This is a genomic window from Lacrimispora sphenoides JCM 1415 (genome assembly GCF_900105615.1).
GTDB classification, from domain to species: Bacteria; Bacillota; Clostridia; order Lachnospirales; family Lachnospiraceae; genus Lacrimispora; species Lacrimispora sphenoides.
The window spans coordinates 4661170-4678265 of the sequence record NZ_LT630003.1; the positions used below are offsets into that span (position 1 = coordinate 4661170).

Sequence of the window (17096 nt, forward strand, 5' to 3'; positions counted from 1 at the left end):
ATAATAGCAGAACAAGTGGAAATGAGTATTAAGGCAGTAGTTACTTATGAAGATGTAAGCTAAGTTCTATTTATGTCATCTTTTATATATCCAGTGTAAATTTGCAAAGGCGATTCATAGATAGCGGAAAAGCATTTTAAGAATGGGACCGATCATAAAAACTATGATGTCGTTAGGCTATGTATATTAATATAGAAGAAACAGAAAATGGTATACTGTATTGCAACCAGTATATAAGATGGAAAGCTTGCTGTTACTATTCTTATAAAAATAGAATTATAGCTATTTTGTTCAGCATAAATGTAACAGGTGTGAATTATGAAATAAAGAATAAAATAAAAAAAGTGTTGATGTTATTCTCCTATTAGCAGCCAGGGTATATATGATGATTACAAAATGCTCATAAGAAGTTACATGCCTGATAGAAAGAAAAATAAAATTATAGTCGTATAAGAAATATGAAATAAAAATGGTTTGTATTAAAGATGGTTTAAGGGAAAGAGGCTTATTAGCATTAGATTTATATTTTAGAGTTAAGGAAAATTAGGTACTGAGCCTGGGGGATAAATATATTGTTTAAGGGAAGAAGTGATGGCATTAATATTGTCTGTTGCATATTTATTGTCTAAGTTTAAGGGAAATAGAAGTGAGATCATGGAAATAAGAATAATGTTATATGGTAGTTAGAGTTATTGATTCAGTATAGTCGTAAAAAATCCGCATGAAAAAATATGCTTAAAATATGATGATATTAATCGTAATTTTCTGTCAAAATATCATATTATTATAAGGCGAACTTGAATGATGCCAATTTTGAGATGTATTTATTGATAATATTCGTCATGTTGTCCACTAAAAAAAACCGTCTAGACTATATAATAGGATGTGTAAGGCTATCAGATATATAAAGATGCTTTATAAAGATTAGACAACACTAAGGAGAAATTATGGGAGCTTTCAGATTTGAAAACAGAGCAGATGATTTAAGGGTGATATGCAATAAGGTGTGTAATCAAGGAAAAAGTACTGGCGTTGATATAACGTTTATAAATAAAAGTCATAATATTTTTGCACCTATTAGAGTTACCAAATCAGAATTATTAAATCCACAAAAAAAGTTTGGCAATTTGTTTGAAGATTTTGATTTTGATTTGACAGAAGTAGAAATTGAAAAAGTCATTAATATTGCAAGAGATTCATTAATGAATGATGACGCATATGAAACGAGTGGAAAGGATAATATTATAGATGTTATAAAAAGCTTTCATGAAAAAGCAACTAATAATCCATCGGAAGAAACAGCTTTTAGAAGAGAAGATAATCTGTATATTGCCGCTGAATTTTTGGATGAACTTTTGAAAGGGACAGGCTGGAAGAATTTAGAGTTTAAACGGCAGTTAAGGAATCTTCGTCTACTTATTACAAATGAAAGTAGAGGTTATGATATCCTGGTAAATGCGAGTAGAGTTCAAAATACAACTAAGAAATATACCTGCATAAAGTTAAAAAGTAACCCGCATGATTTAATTGACATTGAGGCGATGATTACAGGTGTGGAGGTAGCATGAACGAGAAATATAATGTGGCTAGAGCATGGGGATATTACGGTGGAAAGGCAAAAGTGGTTGACAGGATTTTATCCTGTCTCCCATTAGAGTATACTTCATGGCATGAATTGTTCATTGGAGGCGGGAGTATTACATTTAGCAAAGAGAAGCCTGCTTGCTGCCATAAAGAAGTAATTAACGATTATGATAGAACTATTTCCAATTTCTACAGGGTTTTATCAGATAAACAGATGGGCAAGCGTTTAATGGATGAGTTGTTGCATCAGGGCATGAATAAAGTCACTTTCATGAAGGCCAGGGAATATGTGTTATATAACAATAATAGAATGTATGACTTTGAATTAGCTGTTTCAACTTATATTGAAATATCCCAAAGCTTTTCGGCACTGAGAAATAATTATGCAGTTGGAAGAAAAGAGAGTACATATGAAAATGCAATTAAACATCACTTACCAAGAGTAAGGGAGAGATTATTATCTGGAATTGATATAAAAAGCGAAGATGCCATCATGCTTTTAGATGGTATCAGGGAGGATTATGGGGCAATGGTATATTTGGACCCTCCATATAGAAGTGAACTAAGAAATGGCAGAGGGTACCGATGTGAATTAAACACATTACAACAGATACGCTTACTAAGAGTTTTACAAAAGTGTAAATGCAGAGTAATGCTGTCTGGATACCGGGATGAAATTGGCCCTGACCTGTATGATTCATATTTGCTCCCGTATGGCTTTAAACTTTATAAGCTTAGCGAAGTTGTAAAGAGTTGTCAGACTAAGAAAAAAAAGGATAAAGCTGTAGAATATATATGGTGTAATTATGAGTTACCAAGTGGGGCATTGGTTGAGGGAGAAATCACTCCTAGATATAAATATGTACAATATGATGAATATTTAGATGATAAAATCATTAAAAAAGTTAGTTAAAAATTGCGTTAATTTCCACAAAACAAGAAGATGTTTTTGTGTAAAAAACGCCATTGAAATATAAGAAATTCAGCGTTAGAGTATCCAGTATATAGTGATTTGTGTAGTGCTAAAATTATGAGATGAGGTTGATTAAATGAATAGAACAAAAAAGAATGAAAATATTAAGACAGAAAAGATACTGGTAGATATGGAAGAGTTAAAAGATATGCTGACATGTGGGAGAGAGACGGCAATAAAGATCGGAGAAGAAAGTCAGTCAAAGGTTATGATTGGACGGCGTGTATTATGGAATGTGCAAAAGATTAAAGAGTATTTGTATAATATTGCAGCATAATAATTACATATAAACATTATGGAAAGTGTGCCAGTTATATCATGGCACACTTTCTTAGTTAAAAGGAGCAGCGTAGATAATATGGTTAAGAATAGCAGAAAAAGAGAAGGTGTAAGGCGTGATGATAAAGGGCGTATACTACCTAAGGGAATTAGCCAAAGAGCCGATGGTCGGTATATCTGGAGATTTACACATGATGGGTTCACTTATCCTCCTGTTTATAATAAGGATTTGAAGAGCTTAAAGGATATTGTTGCAGTCAAAAAAGCTGATATTTTGCAAGGAACTTTTAATATGCCAAATAAGATGACGCTAAACCAGTATTTTAAGCATTATATGGAAAATTACAAAAAGGGAAACATAAAGGCGGTATCTTATGAAAATATACTTGATTACTGGAGGTGGTATGTTCAGGATAGCTTAGGAGTTCGTCAAATACAGAAAATTAAAAGGATTGATTTTATTAATCTGTATAAGAAATTGCAGACTAGGGAAATAAAACCTATATCATGGGGAACTGTGTGTATGATAAATAACATAGTCTTTAATGTATTGGAAAAAGCATACGTGGAAGATATAATCCCAAAGAATCCGGCTCATAAAGTGTTAGAGGATGTTCGGCAAATGACAAAGGTAAAAGAGAGAGAAGCTCTTACAGTAGAACAAGTAAATCTGTTTCTTGATTATATTGATAGTCACAGATTTTATAAGTATCATAAGAACTTTTTCACTGTTCTATTGGGGACCGGAATGAGGGTAGGGGAATGTTGCGGTCTATGTGAAGATGACGTGAATTTTGAGGAAGGTTATTTAAAAATTTATAAAACACTATATTATAGAAACTCTGATGGAGCGGGTAGAAGGAAACTTATGGGTGGGACAAAGAGCAGGTCTGGAACTAGAACGCTACCACTTTTAAAAGGTGTACGTTGTGCACTGGAAGATCAGCTGGAATGGAAACAAAATACGAAGCTAAAATGTAAAGAAACAGTGGAATCTGTTATTGAAGCTGGAGATGTGGTGAAATTACAAAATAAATATTCAAAATTTATTTTTCTGACACAAGATAGGACGGCATACACTCCTGATTATGTGACTCAGATTATTAAAAAGGTAGTTCGTTCCTATAATAGAGATGAAGAACGTAAAGCAAAAGAGAAAAATAGGAAAGCCATAAAACTTCCAGAGTTTTCCGCACATTATACTCGGCATACTTTTGCAACCAGAGCGGAGGAGAATGGAGTAAGTATTGAACGAATAGCTCTTTGGTTAGGGCATTCCAAGAACGAGGGTGGCCAAACAACAAGGAGATATGTACATAAAAATTGGGAGGATGGCTGGAAGGAATTGAAGGGTGATGAAGAATTGTTGGATAAGGTACGAGTGGTATAGTAAAGTAGAGTTAATTAATTTAAATTTCTATTGAAGAGATGGTGTTTATTCGATATAATTAGTATATAAGTCGGAATGAAGACGTAAAACTCATCTCCATTGCAGAATAACTGCAAAAATAGTAAAAGGATGGCTTATGTCATCTTTTTTATATTGTAGAAAAGTTGATTTTAGTATGCTTCCAATATTTACCATAAATATTTTGTTTTGAGTTTTAACGTAATCTTTGTTAAGTTATAATAATTGTAAATATAGTATACAGTATAAGGGGGAAGGGTTAAATGAAATATGTTTTGTTGGATACTAATATTGTTTTAGATATGGTTATTGATAGAAGAAACCAAGTCACTGACGCAATATTATCTAGTTTCATTAAGCTACTCGATTATAATGAAATCAGGTTAATCGTGCCTGAAATTGTTAAGGTTGAGACAAAGAGGCATCTTGATGAAGAGTTGGCTCTTGTTGGCAAGCAGTTACATAAGGTCATGAAAAATATTGATGATTTATATGGAGTTGCTACATATACTATTGATGGTCTTGATATTAGGGAATACAAAAAGCATTCAAAACAAGAATTGGCTAAGGCATATGAGATGTATGAAAGAAATGAGGCGGAGTATAAGAAGGAATTGGTGAAAACTATTGATATGGTATTTGAACATAGTAATAGTTTGGTAATTACTTGTGATGATTTTTTAAGTAATGCAGTTACAAAACGAAGAATTTTCAAGCGGGCACCGTTTCATATTGAAAAGAAAGAGTCATATGGTGATGGACTAATTGCAGAAATCCTTATTAATCTTGGACGATATGTTCCGTTAAAATCTTCTGATGAGATTTTATTTGTTACAGGGAATTATACTGATTTTTGTGTCGGAAAGAACGCAAAAACAATACTTCTGTCTGATATAGTTGATGATATTAATGCGGCGGGCGTGCCTTGCCCGGTGAATTGTATAAATAATTTTGGCCAGCTTATTGGGAAGGAGCTTAAGGATAATGTTGAGGCTGCAAATTTAAGCGCTGAATTCGCTGAAGAGCTACTAGAGCAATATGAAGAAGAGATGGAACAGCTTGCAATGGAAGTTCGGGATATGGATAGAGAAAGCGCTGATCTTACTCCTATGGCCGGATATTCTAATAAATTAGGAGAAGATCTTATCGATAGTGACTTTGTGGCCGATGTTGTAAAAGCCTTTGATGAACTCAACAAAATATATAGCACCCTCGAATATGAATGCTGTGATGCTCTATATGAGGAGCTAAGCGAGAAGATTAAATATGCATCTATCCTAGAAATACCTGAAATATTAAATAAATTCAAAAAGGTATTTGATATGTTTTCTTTTCTTCCTTGTATTGGTAACGACACAGTTGAGGATTTTACATTCGAAGATTTGGCAACGGTTCTTGAATGGCTTGATAAACAACAAAAATTGATGCAGGATATATCAGCTATAGATTGTTTGCCCGATAGTATATATTATGGTGATACAATCGATATCGAGAATAGTGAATTAAAGACATTGAAATTTAGTCTTGATGATTTATTTCTTGATCCAGAAGAAGGCTCTAGTGAAGATATTGATATGAGGCTTTATGATTCTGATGGAGAAATCTTGGCCACAGGTTGTGTAAGTGTTACATATGGATTTATTGAGTTTGATGAAGATGGTGGTGTTGGCGACGGACTTTCAGATGATATTTCTTACAATTATAAGGATATTATAGATGCATTAAGAGATGTAATAGATGAATGGAGAGAATTTGTTATTAAACAGGTTGAGATCACCAATCTACTTATGGAAGAATTAAACTAGTTTGGTAAATTACAAATAACTTAATAATTTTTATAAGATTGCAGTTGCTTGATATGTATTTAAGTTATAAGTAATAAATTTTAATGCATAGCTGGATTTTACTCAAAAAAATTTATGTCAGATACCTTTTACTCAATATTTTACTCAAATTTGTGAGAAATTTGATGGATGCTGATGAAATTAGACGGGAAGTAGGAATGGTAAAAGTCCTGTAAAATAAAGGAAGATAGAGCCAGATGGAAGTAGTTGAAGAGTTTGTTCGTCAAATCGCTCTTATGCCTTACACTATGGAGTAAATCCTTATTTTATAAGGGTTTGTGAATAGGGTAAAGGATTTTTACTCAAAATTTATTTGGATCGGGATGATTTTTTGTGGCTGGTTTTCAGCCGAGAAGAGAGTTTCGTGATATGGAAAGACTTCGCATGTAATGCGGGGTCTTTTTAATTTATAAAAAGCGATTTCCACATTATGGTAAATAGTATATAATTACTTTTAGTAGAACATTTGAATATATAATTAAACTCAATGCAATATAGCAATTTATGAAGTCATACTAGAAGTGCTGAAGAGAATATAAAAAACATGGAACTTAATGAAGGCGCAGAAAACTTAAAAATAGTACATTTTGGTGACGAAATTGAGTTAACGTTAACAGGAATTTATAGTATTTACTTGTATCATCTGCATTGCATTAAAATACACCTAATGCAATGATTCTTTCCTAAATTCTTGATATATTTGTAACGAGGAGGTGAGGTAATGGATTGGCAGAAGTGCATGAACCAAGCACTTGATTATATTGAAGATAATTTATCTGGTGAAATAGATTACTGTGCGGCAGCAAAAATCATGAACTGCTCAGAGTGGGAATTTCGCCGAATTTTTTCTTTTTTAACTCAAATTCCACTATCCGAATACATTCGTCGCAGACGATTAACTATGGCTGCTATAGATGTAAAAATGGGCGAAAAAATAATTGATGTTGCTATGCGATATGGATATGATTCTCAGGCTGCTTTTTCAAGAGCATTCAGTCGATTTCACGGAATAGCGCCATCTTTAGCCCGGTACGATAGAATAGCGCTAAAAACATTTCCATGCCTGACCTTTAAACTTATATTAATGGAGGGAAACGGTATGAAAAGGAATCCTAATCACAGAACTAACATTATAGGTGCTGGTGAAGTTGGTTATGCTATTACAGTAGAAATGGATAAAAACAACATTCATAAAACTAACAGTTCTTTTTGGGATACGAAAGGTAATGAGGTTATAGGTACAACGTCACTTCCCAAGTATGGAGCATTTGTTTCTGAGGAAAAATGTCATCTTTTTGGTGATGTGTCCGGAAAAAAGTTGTTAGAAATAGGCTGTGGAACCGGGCATTCTCTAAAATATCTTGGGGATCGCAAAGCTTCTGAACTATGGGGGATAGATATTTCTGAAAAGCAAATAGAAAAGGCCGGGGAATATTTATCATCGTATGATATTCCGGCAAGATTAATCTGCTCACCAATGGAAGAAGACTGTGGAATACCTGCAGATTATTTTGATTATGTTTATTCGATTTACGGCGTGGGTTGGGCTACTGATCTTGATCGTACTTTTTGCAGGATTTCTTCTTACATTAAAAAAGATGGTTTCTTTATTTTTAGTTGGTCTCATCCGATACATAAATGTGTTGCTATTGAAAATGATTCTCTTTCTTTTAAAAAAAGTTATTTTGATGAATCGTGGTATACGGTATCTCTTGAGGGAGGTGCAATCTCTTTATCGGATCGCAAGCTATCAACTTATATCAATGCATTAACAAAAGCGGGATTTGCCATTGAGGAAATGATTGAAGAATCTGATGATGAGATTATCCAATTATATAAGGATAGTGATTTTGCTAAAAAAGCCAAAATGCTTCCTGTAACATTTGTAATCAAAGCAAGGAAATTATAACGATTTATAGTAATCAAAATAGTTAAGATTATTTTTAATAAGGATAGAATCAGACGGTAAGTAGAAAATTATAAACCCAGTAAAATAAAGGAAGATTAGCCAAATGGAAGCAGTTGAAGAGTTTGTTCGCCGCTGTAAATGTAATGTTATAAAAAAATTACATATTCCGATGATGTTGGAAAAGTGCTGATTATTGAACTATAAGAAAGCTTAAACTGGAAAAATAAGCCTGTAGATTTGCCGCACTCTGAACTTTTGCGTTATATTATGTGTAAGATTTAAATAAATATATAAAAATAGGTTGTATTTATCCTAGAATGAGCATATGATATATCTGGAAAGGATGTGATTGTATGCAGGTAAATTTAAAAAACTTAGTATCCATGACAGAAGCAAATCAGAACTTTTCAAAAGTTGCTAAACTAGTAGATGAAAATGGCGTGGCAGTTATTTTAAAAAACAATGCTCCTAGATATATTGTTATTGAATACAGCAAGCTTCAGGAAAATGAAAATGCAGATGACCAGATGGTTGAGGATGTTGCAGCGCAGATTCTTGCAAAGCATATGAAGGCCTTTGAGGAGCTGGCTAAATGATTGTTTTAAAAAAGGAACAGGTTATTTCAATTCACTGCATTTTGATAAAAAAGTCAGGTGGGCTAGATGGGGTGAGAGATAACAATTTGTTGGAATCGGCATTGCAAGCACCTTTTCAAACATTTGGAGGAGATGAACTATATCCCACAATTTAGAAGAAGGCAGCATGTCTTTGCTATGGTCTGGTTAATAATCATAGTTTTATTGATGGAAACGAGCGGATCGGAATATTGGTCATGATGACGTTTTTACAACTGAATGGGTTGTCGCTGGATTGTACTGATGACGAATTGATTCGATTAGGACTGGGATTGGCTTCTGGGAAGGTGAGCTAGGAGGAGTTGTTTAAATGGATCGTTACCCAAATTGATAAATAGAAGTTTAATGTTGTATAAGTCGTTTCATGCCTACGCTATGTAGTAAAACTTATTTTATATAGATTTTTTGATAGATAAGGATTTTAAACAGATATAATAAATCGGGGATTCAAAGAACATCATAGGATTACACCTTTACAATCAAAACTCGGGCCTACAAAACTCAATGATAACCTTCCGATTAACTTTTCAGATATGATATTTATTGGAGGAAAACGAATTATGGCAGAAATGAAAAAAATCATCTACAAGGAAGCGGACGAACGCCTAATGGTTGGTATGTTCCGGGAAACCTCTTTTTCAAATGCTGGTCAAGTATGGCAGGACTTTTTTCAAGGAGATACAATTGAGAAACTTAACGGGCTATCAGATGTTAAATGCTGTGATGATATTGACGAAAATGACGGGATAGGCTTCATGTATGATTTTAGTGATAAACAGAGCTTCAATATCATCGTAGGTGACTTTGTACAAACCAATACAAAAATACCAGAAGGGCTGTTTGCTAAACATATTCCTAAAGGTTTTATCGCGCATGTTCAAATCGAAGGCGATAATATTTCAGATATACTAGATTCAGCATATTTGTTGATTACGGGAGCTATTGAAAAATCCGGTGGAGTAATTGACTATGAAAATTTCTATTGGTGCGAAGTTTATACACGTCAACGTTATTCAGAGCCGCTCCAACGGGGTGAAAAGGTTATCATAGACTACCTTATGCCCGTTAAAGAAAAGTAATTGGGCTTAATTTTAAGTAGTTGGGTGATAGAAAAGGACCTTACATGAGAGCGTGGGGTCCTTTTTTGCTGACTTTATTTATGGTTGCATTGATTAGCTGTTTGGCTTGTTAGCGGTAGTGGGTTAACTGGGAAGGAGAATATGGCAATTAAGATCAATTTTATATACAATGACTAGTTAATACGCATTTGGTTTTTATATATCCATAATTGTGGTAATTGCGGTATGTCTGAAAGAAGGAGATTCTTGTATGGAGAACAGTATCATAGCTGATTTAAATTATGGGGATTCCTTATTATGCCCCTAATGTGTCTTGCCAAATTATTAGCTATACTGATTTTATATGCAAATAGTCATCCCAGAGATGAAGACAGGAAAACTATAAGGAGATATGTACATAAGATCTTTTTAAATCCCCAGCCAGTCCGTTAAGTATGCATTTTTACGAATGTCGTAATCATCATATTTTATCTGCAGTTCTTTCTTAGTCAGTAGATCATAAATAGTTCCTAAAACCACTTGAACCACATTTGTGTAGACACTTTCTTCATCGCGAATCGTGAAATTGGCACTGTGGATCTGTCCCTCAATACCGGAAAATCCGAATTGCACGGAGGGGATGAGGTAACTCAAATCACCAATGTCACCAGAGGCCCCGGAAACTTGATTTTTAAGAATCTGTTCGGATGGGCAAACGTTGAGCATATTCTGGAAAACAGCTTTAATCAGCGGCTCAGACTGTTGAAGCGGCAGATATCCAGTCTGATTTTCGATTGAATTTTTCAGCTTTAGTGCAAGGGCGCAATGGTTGGCGCAATCATCTAGCGACTGACAGGCTTCAAGAAGGCTGCTGAGTGTATTGGCCCGGATATAGGTTTCTAAAACAGCCTGGTCTGGGACGGTGTTGACACTGCCGCTGCATGCTGTGATAATCGGAGCAATATGAATTCCTTTTTCTGGTGGAAACTGTTCTTTTAAAAAAGATAATGCATTCATAAATAACGCGGCTCCATGCATGGCATTGCGCCCCTGGTGTGCCAATGCTCCGGAATGTGCTGCCTGTCCGGTAAAAATAATTCTCTTTTTAGTAAAACCAGTAAGACTGCTGCCGATATCAAAGAGGGTATTCTCTTCGCTATTAACATGAGCTGATATAATGCAGTCAATGTCATCAAAGAAACCATCTGCAATTAGATTCTGCTTTCCTGAAAAAAAACGAACTTTTCCTGCCTGGACAAGGGCTTCCCGATAATCAAGATCAATAAATTCTTCGGCCGGAGTGGCGATAAAGGTAACGCTGCCCCCGGTTTCATCCAGCAGTCCGCTTTCTTTTATCAGTTTCATGGAAAAAGCCATATCGGCAACCTGGATGCTGTGGCCGCAGGCGTGAATCGCTTGTTTATTATCACCGCTGCCGGCATAAACGGCATCCATATCGGCGACCAGGGCAATATGATAACCGGAGCCATTACGCTCTCCAATATCTGCGCGGACACCGGTCAGGGATTGATTGCCCTGACAGGAGATGCCATTTTTCTGAAAAAATGACAGGAGATGGGCGGAAGTCTTTTCTTCCCGGAATCCGACTTCGGGACAGGCAAAAAGTGTCCGGCCCAGCTCTTTTAGTTCTTGCTTTTGTTTTTCTAAGGAATCGGTCAGCATCTGTTTCTTTATCATGTAAATTCCTCCCTATTTCAGAACTGAATAATGTTGGGTTCCACTTTTTTGATGTAAGCTTCCAACGAATTGCGATCGATCAGTGCAGGTATGACGCCTTGTCTGGCAACGCTGAAGGCGGCAGCATAGGTAGCGATTCGGGCAGCATGCTCAATCGGATATCCATCAGTTAAGTAAGCTGCCAATGCACCAATGAAAGCATCAGCGGCTCCGGTGGTATCAATTGTCGAAAAATGAACCGCAGGCAGGTAGCCGGTAAAAGTCGGATCTTTGATATAGCATCCTAAATGTCCGAGGGTAATAATAACGGATTTTGCACCATGCCTGATAAATGCTTCAGCTTTTCCCTCGATTGTGGTTTCTTCCGGGCATAGCAGCTCTGCTTCTGTCTTATTCGGTACAAAAATATCTGTGTACTTCATTATTGACGGGTGCAACCGCTTCATGACTGCTGGTTTCAGGATTGTTTTTACACCGCATTCGTGAGCTAGATGGGCGGCTGCTTCAACGGCATTTTCCGGGATTTCCGTTTGTAATAAGCAATAGCTGGTATTTTGGAAGAGATCCTTATGCATCAGGATTTCTTCCGGGCTTAGGGTTTCATTGGCGCCGTTCAAAATTGTAATCGTGCTTTCCCCGTTGTCCTGCAGGTGGATATATGCTTTGCCGGTCTCGGCCTGGGGATCTCGTAGAATTCCCAGAGTGTTTACGTGGTTTTCTTCTATGATCGAATAAACGAGAGCCGAGTCGTAATCGTTACCTACTTTTCCGATCAGGGACACTTGATGTCCCAGTTTGGCGACCGCGACGGCCTGATTGGCACCTTTTCCGCCGGGGCTGGTAAAGCTGGTATTCGTACTGGCAACCTGGCCTGGCTGTGGCAGTTCGGTTACATTCAGGATTACATCTATGTTAATACTTCCAACTACAACAATCTGCTTGGTCTGGGAGAAATAAGGAACATCCAGGCTATGTGTGTTCTCTAACGGATAAGCGGTTTGGAAATTTTCTGTATTGAGCTGCCTCTTCTCGCATTTTTCAATGAGACGTTCACAAACAAAAGAACCAAATTCATAATTAGGAATACGAATACTGGATATTTTCGAAGGCTGGGTAATTCCTCGCAGATCATCTCTTAAGCTGATTAGTGAAAGGTTGTATGGCATCTGAAGCCTTTTCTTTTCTAAATCCTCAACCAGCAATTGAGCGGAAGTAAAATGGGTACTGATAATGCCGGTCAGTAAATGTGCAAAGATCTGATTTTGCCATTCATCGTTTTCCTCGGGTAGAATCATGTTATCTCGAAAAGGAATCCCATGTTCGAGAAGACATTTTTTGAAACCTTCAAGGGCTAATTTTGAACGGATACTGCCGCGCCTGATCAGGCATCCTACTTTTGTATGACCATAGGAAAGGAGGAGTTTAGTCGCCTCATAGCCGATTTGGGTAAAATCGATAAAATAATGACTCGAGTCAAATGGGGCATTAATGCGGCAGACTTCAATTTTATATTTTTTAAAATATTGCTCATGTTCTTTGCTTTCGTAATTCACCGGTTCCCAGATTACGCCGTCTACCTGACTTTTACATAGTGTAGTAATGTTTTTTAGTTCGGTTTCCAGTGAGCCCAGACTGTCGTAGACCAGAAGTCCATAGCCGTTTTTTTGAGCAACAGCAATCGCGCCATTCAAAAACAGGCTCGATCTGGTGAAGGAATTAAGTAATACCCCCAATACAAAAGTCTTGGCCTCGGAAACAAGTTTGACACTGGCATAAGGCGTATAGTTGTACTCTTTTACAATCTCGAGAACACGCTCCCGGGTTTTTTGATTAATGCTGTCATCCTTGCCGTTTACGATTTTTGATACGGTTGATATTGATACACCCGCTAATTGGGCAATTTCTTTGATTGTCATGAGAACTCTCCATTTCATTGTTATAAATGAATTATGATACAGAAAGATATATTTGTCAACGACGAAGATAAGGGAAGATGTAAAAAAGTACATAATAAATAGTTTTCCTAAAGTATATTTTTATTAAAATTACATAATAGTAATTGACAAATAGAAAAAAAGTGATATTATTTAATAAAATAAACACTTTCGGAAAGTGTTATCCTATTAAAAAAGATCAAAGGCATAAGAGGAAAGCGAGGTTGACGGCAATGGCAAAGAGAACATTTATTATTGACTGCGATACGGGTACTGATGATGCAATTGCGATTATAGCTGCTTTATACAGCCCGGAGATTGAACTGGCTGCAATTACTTCGGTAAATGGAAATGTATCGCACCAGTACACCTCACAGAATAATCTGAACCTGATGGAGTATCTTAGCGCTGATATTATGGTTGCCCGGGGAGCTGAGAAGCCCCTGTTTCTAAGAGCGCCGTACTATGGTGATACTCACGGTCAGACAGGGCTTGGCGATATTGTACTGCCAACTGCTGTTGCTAGTGATTTTGCAAAAGAAAATGCAATTGAGGTGATCCGTCGGAAAGCAGAAGAACTGAATGGTGAGTTGGAACTGCTTGTCATTGGTCCGATGACCAATATTGCTATTGCTCTTTCGCTTTATCCTGATATTGCAGAAAAGATCAAGCACATCTGGTTCATGGGCGGCGCGGTAAAAGGCGGGAATGTTTCCGCCACGTCTGAATTTAATATCTGGGTGGATCCGGTAGCGGCCAGGCTGGTTTTAGCATCAGGGATTCCTTGCACGATGGTCGGTCTGGATGTGACGGAACTGGCAATTATGAATCATCAGGATGCGGAAATTTTAAGAAGTATAGGAACGAGAGCTGCGCTGCTGACAGCCGATATTCTGGATTATATGTTCAGACGGCATGAAAAAGGCGGCGAGGATGCGGTGATGCACGATGCCCTGGCCCTGGCGGCGGCGTTGTGTCCCCAGTGTCTGGTCTGTAATGATTACTTTGTTGATGTTGAGTGTATGGATTCTTATGCAGTAGGACATACGGCAGTAGATTTGAGAAATAAACTAGGCCATAAGCCCAATGTGAAAGTAGCAATGGATATCCATGTCGATTTATTTAAGGAGTGGTTGATTGGCTGCATTGGCAACAGCCGTGAACTATGAGTTTAGTAAAAAGAAAAGACGTTCCAATTATTAGGGAGGCTCAGTTTTATTCCAGGATCCTAATGTTAGCAGTACCCATCATTCTGCAACAATTTCTGAGGGTTAGTGTTGATACGGCAGACAGCATTATGCTGGGACGAATTAACCAGTTGCAAATGTCGGCAGTTTCCCAGGCGCAGCAGATATTCTTTATCTTTTATACGTTATGCAACGGCTTTTCAGCCGGATGCTGCGTACTGATTGCTCAATATTGGGGGCGCCAGGGCAAGGAAGAGATAAGAATACTATTTGCGACAGGTATTCGGGCGGTTGCTGTTTTCGGAACAGCGGTTTCACTTCTGGTACTGACATTTCCACAGATATTTATGCGGATTTACAGCAGTGACCCTTCGATCATCGAACTGGGGGCTTCTTATTTGCGGATCGCGGCTTTCATGTATCTTCCCTGTGGTATGAGTACTATGATGTTTGCTTGCTGCCGGGGGATTGAACAGGTTAAGATATCGTTTATTGCCAATGTGATTTCATATCCGATAAATATTTTGCTGGATTATTGTCTGATTTTTGGTAAGTTCGGGTTTCCTTGTATAGGGATTCAGGGGGCGGCCCTGGGTGCCGTGATTGCCAGATTGGTGGAATTTACTATCCTGGTAGTATTTGTCTTTAAAAGGGAAAAAAGAATTCAGATGAAAGTAAGAGATTTGCTGAAATCGGACAAACGGTTAAGCAGGAATTTTTACCTCATTGGTATTCCGATTGTTATCCATGAGCTGATCTGGTCAACGGGGACGACAGCGGGAAGTGCTATCACCGGGCAGATGAGCATCAGTGTAGTCGGCGGATATAATATTGCAAATACATTCTACCAATTGGTTGCCTGTGTTATGAATGGAATTTTGCAAGCCTGCAGTGTTGTGATCGGTAAAGCGATCGGTTCGGGTCTAAAGAAGACGGAGATTAAAAAGCAGGCTTACAGTGTCCTGGTTCTTGGATTTGCCGGAGGAACGATACTGGGGATGATAATGATTCTGTTTGGGATACCGTTTACAAAGCTTTACCGGCTGACCGATGAGACCCGGGCTTATGCCATACAATTTATGGCGATTCTGGCACTGATCTGGCCGTTTTCCGGTGTGGAGATGACCGGAATCATTGCCACTTTGCGGGCCGGGGGAGACGGGAAGACAGGGCTGGTCACGGATATCTTCACGATGTGGCTGATTACCATACCGCTTGCATCATTAGGCGCTTTTGTTTTCGATTGGCCGGCTGCTGCGGTGATTGGAATCATTAAAATTAATATTGTATTAGAAGCACTGGTGGGAGTTTGGCGGATTCGATCCATGAAATGGATTCGCAACCTGACGTCGTGCTGAAAATAAACAAGAAATCAAACAAAAAAGAGGAGGTTTTATATGAAAAAAAGTGTAAAGAAAGTAATCGCGGTTGTGATAGCCACGGCAATGGCAGCAGGTCTTACAGCTTGTGGTTCGGGAGGAATAACAAAATCATCAAGTGCAGTTGATACCGGAAATCAGGAAACGAAAACCGAAAGTGGAACTCCGGCTGCCAAAGACGGCGAAAAGGGGCGGATTGCCTATATTGTAGGAAATCTGGGGGACAAGTCTTTTAACGATTCCGGTGAAGAGGGAATGAAAATGCTCCGTGCGGAAGGTTGGGATTGTAAGACGGTTGAAGCCGGCGATGAGACAAAAGCGGATAAATGGGAAGATGCCATGCTGGATACCATTGACGAAGGCTATGAATATATCGTGGCATCCTCTACGTATCGTGATATTTTGATCCGCTTGGCGAAGGAATATCCGGAGGTTAAGTTTGTATGTTTTGATGATTCTATGGATGAATCTGAGATACCGGAAAACCTGGCTCTTATTTTCTACGCCCAGAATGAGGGCTCTTATATGGTAGGACAGCTGGCAGCCGGTATGTCTAAATCAAAAGTTGTGGCAGTTAATGTGGGAATGGATAATCCGGTTATTGCTGACTTTGTTACCGGTTTTGTAAATGGTGTTCAGGATTACGATCCGGAGTGCAAAGTTGTTAAGGCAACCGTTGGTTCCTGGACGGATCCGGCCAAGATGAAAGAACTTTGCCTTTCTCAGGCAAGAGATAAAAAAGCTGATGTATTCTATCAGGTGGCCGGCGGAGCCGGCGGCGGTTTGTTTGAAGCATGCAAAGAACTGAACACCTGGGCAATTGGAGTGGATTCCGATCAGTATCAGTATTATAAAAATTCCGAGAATCCGGAACTAGCCGATGTAATTTTAACCTCCATGCTGAAAAATGTCGGTGATTCTTTTGTATCATTTTTCCATGATGTTGAAGCTGGAAAAGATGTATGGAAGAAAGTAAACCGTCTGGGTCTGGCGGAAAGTTCCGTTGGATATGTTGATAATGATTTCTTCAAAGAATCCGTTCCGGAAGAAGTGCGTCAGAATATGAAAGAGGCACAGTCTAAGATCGTCAGCGGCGAAAAGTCAGTGAAATCTTACTATGATTTTGCGGATGAGGCCGAGTATCAGGCAATGCTTGACAGTGTAGCACCTTAACAGAACAAAGCGTAAACTGCCGGGATTTTTTACAG

14 protein-coding genes and 1 pseudogene are annotated in these 17096 nt (G+C 37.9%); 13 read left to right on the forward strand and 2 right to left on the reverse strand.

All coding sequences use genetic code 11. The features are described 5' to 3' along the window. The first annotated feature begins 947 nt into the window (after positions 1 to 947). The 10 genes and pseudogenes from BMX69_RS21065 to BMX69_RS21105 all read left to right on the forward strand — a co-directional run bounded on the left by BMX69_RS21065 (position 948) and on the right by BMX69_RS21105 (position 9711). A complete protein-coding gene (locus BMX69_RS21065) occupies positions 948 to 1568 on the forward strand; it encodes a hypothetical protein (RefSeq protein ID WP_054791035.1) in 621 nt (206 codons plus the stop codon). Beyond that, entirely contained in the window at positions 1565 to 2497 is a 933-nt protein-coding gene (locus BMX69_RS21070; RefSeq protein ID WP_100043429.1) for a DNA adenine methylase, read from the forward strand. The genes BMX69_RS21065 and BMX69_RS21070 overlap by 4 nt, the downstream gene beginning before the upstream one ends. A 136-nt stretch (positions 2498 to 2633) precedes the next feature. Beyond that, positions 2634 to 2834, forward strand: coding sequence for a hypothetical protein (locus BMX69_RS21075; RefSeq protein WP_054791032.1), 201 nt, complete (start codon positions 2634 to 2636; stop codon positions 2832 to 2834). Positions 2835 to 2915: 81 nt separating this feature from the next. Next, entirely contained in the window at positions 2916 to 4226 is a 1311-nt protein-coding gene (locus tag BMX69_RS21080; RefSeq protein ID WP_160117892.1) for a tyrosine-type recombinase/integrase, read from the forward strand. Between the two features lie 281 nt (positions 4227 to 4507). Next, on the forward strand, positions 4508 to 6049 hold the full coding sequence (locus tag BMX69_RS21085) for a PIN domain-containing protein (RefSeq protein WP_054791029.1): 1542 nt from the start codon (positions 4508 to 4510) through the stop codon (positions 6047 to 6049). A 760-nt stretch (positions 6050 to 6809) separates the two neighbouring features. Then, positions 6810 to 7997 (forward strand): helix-turn-helix domain-containing protein, encoded by a 1188-nt coding sequence (locus BMX69_RS21090; RefSeq protein ID WP_100043431.1) that lies wholly within the window; start codon positions 6810 to 6812, stop codon positions 7995 to 7997. A gap of 353 nt (positions 7998 to 8350) precedes the next feature. Continuing rightward, positions 8351 to 8593, forward strand: coding sequence for a type II toxin-antitoxin system Phd/YefM family antitoxin (locus tag BMX69_RS21095; protein WP_100043432.1), 243 nt, complete (start codon positions 8351 to 8353; stop codon positions 8591 to 8593). Beyond that, the gene (locus BMX69_RS25055) at positions 8590 to 8748 is read left to right on the forward strand and encodes a hypothetical protein (RefSeq protein WP_330387509.1); all 159 of its coding nucleotides are present in this window, start codon (positions 8590 to 8592) and stop codon (positions 8746 to 8748) included. Before BMX69_RS21095 ends, BMX69_RS25055 begins: the two co-directional genes overlap by 4 nt. A 12-nt stretch (positions 8749 to 8760) precedes the next feature. Beyond that, positions 8761 to 8928, forward strand: a pseudogene (locus BMX69_RS25155) (type II toxin-antitoxin system death-on-curing family toxin); the annotation flags it as partial. Between the two features lie 264 nt (positions 8929 to 9192). Further along, a complete protein-coding gene (locus tag BMX69_RS21105) occupies positions 9193 to 9711 on the forward strand; it encodes a GyrI-like domain-containing protein (protein WP_242941312.1) in 519 nt (172 codons plus the stop codon). Between the two features lie 408 nt (positions 9712 to 10119). Here the strand turns inward: BMX69_RS21105 and BMX69_RS21110 are convergent, their stop codons facing one another. Together BMX69_RS21110 and BMX69_RS21115 are read right to left on the reverse strand one after the other, a co-directional pair. Continuing rightward, entirely contained in the window at positions 10120 to 11388 is a 1269-nt protein-coding gene (locus tag BMX69_RS21110) for a M20/M25/M40 family metallo-hydrolase (RefSeq protein WP_100043434.1), read from the reverse strand. A gap of 17 nt (positions 11389 to 11405) precedes the next feature. Continuing rightward, positions 11406 to 13304 (reverse strand): PfkB family carbohydrate kinase, encoded by a 1899-nt coding sequence (locus BMX69_RS21115; RefSeq protein WP_100043435.1) that lies wholly within the window; start codon positions 13302 to 13304, stop codon positions 11406 to 11408. A 251-nt stretch (positions 13305 to 13555) separates the two neighbouring features. Here BMX69_RS21115 and BMX69_RS21120 point away from each other — a divergent pair, with 251 nt between their 5' ends. Genes BMX69_RS21120 through BMX69_RS21130 form a run of 3 tightly spaced genes read left to right on the forward strand, consistent with a single transcriptional unit; the run spans position 13556 to position 17061 of the window. Further along, positions 13556 to 14491 (forward strand): nucleoside hydrolase, encoded by a 936-nt coding sequence (locus BMX69_RS21120; RefSeq protein ID WP_147297041.1) that lies wholly within the window; start codon positions 13556 to 13558, stop codon positions 14489 to 14491. Continuing rightward, positions 14488 to 15867, forward strand: coding sequence for an MATE family efflux transporter (locus tag BMX69_RS21125; RefSeq protein ID WP_054791026.1), 1380 nt, complete (start codon positions 14488 to 14490; stop codon positions 15865 to 15867). The genes BMX69_RS21120 and BMX69_RS21125 overlap by 4 nt, the downstream gene beginning before the upstream one ends. A gap of 39 nt (positions 15868 to 15906) precedes the next feature. Further along, positions 15907 to 17061 (forward strand): BMP family ABC transporter substrate-binding protein, encoded by a 1155-nt coding sequence (locus BMX69_RS21130; protein WP_100043436.1) that lies wholly within the window; start codon positions 15907 to 15909, stop codon positions 17059 to 17061. Positions 17062 to 17096: the final 35 nt, after the last annotated feature.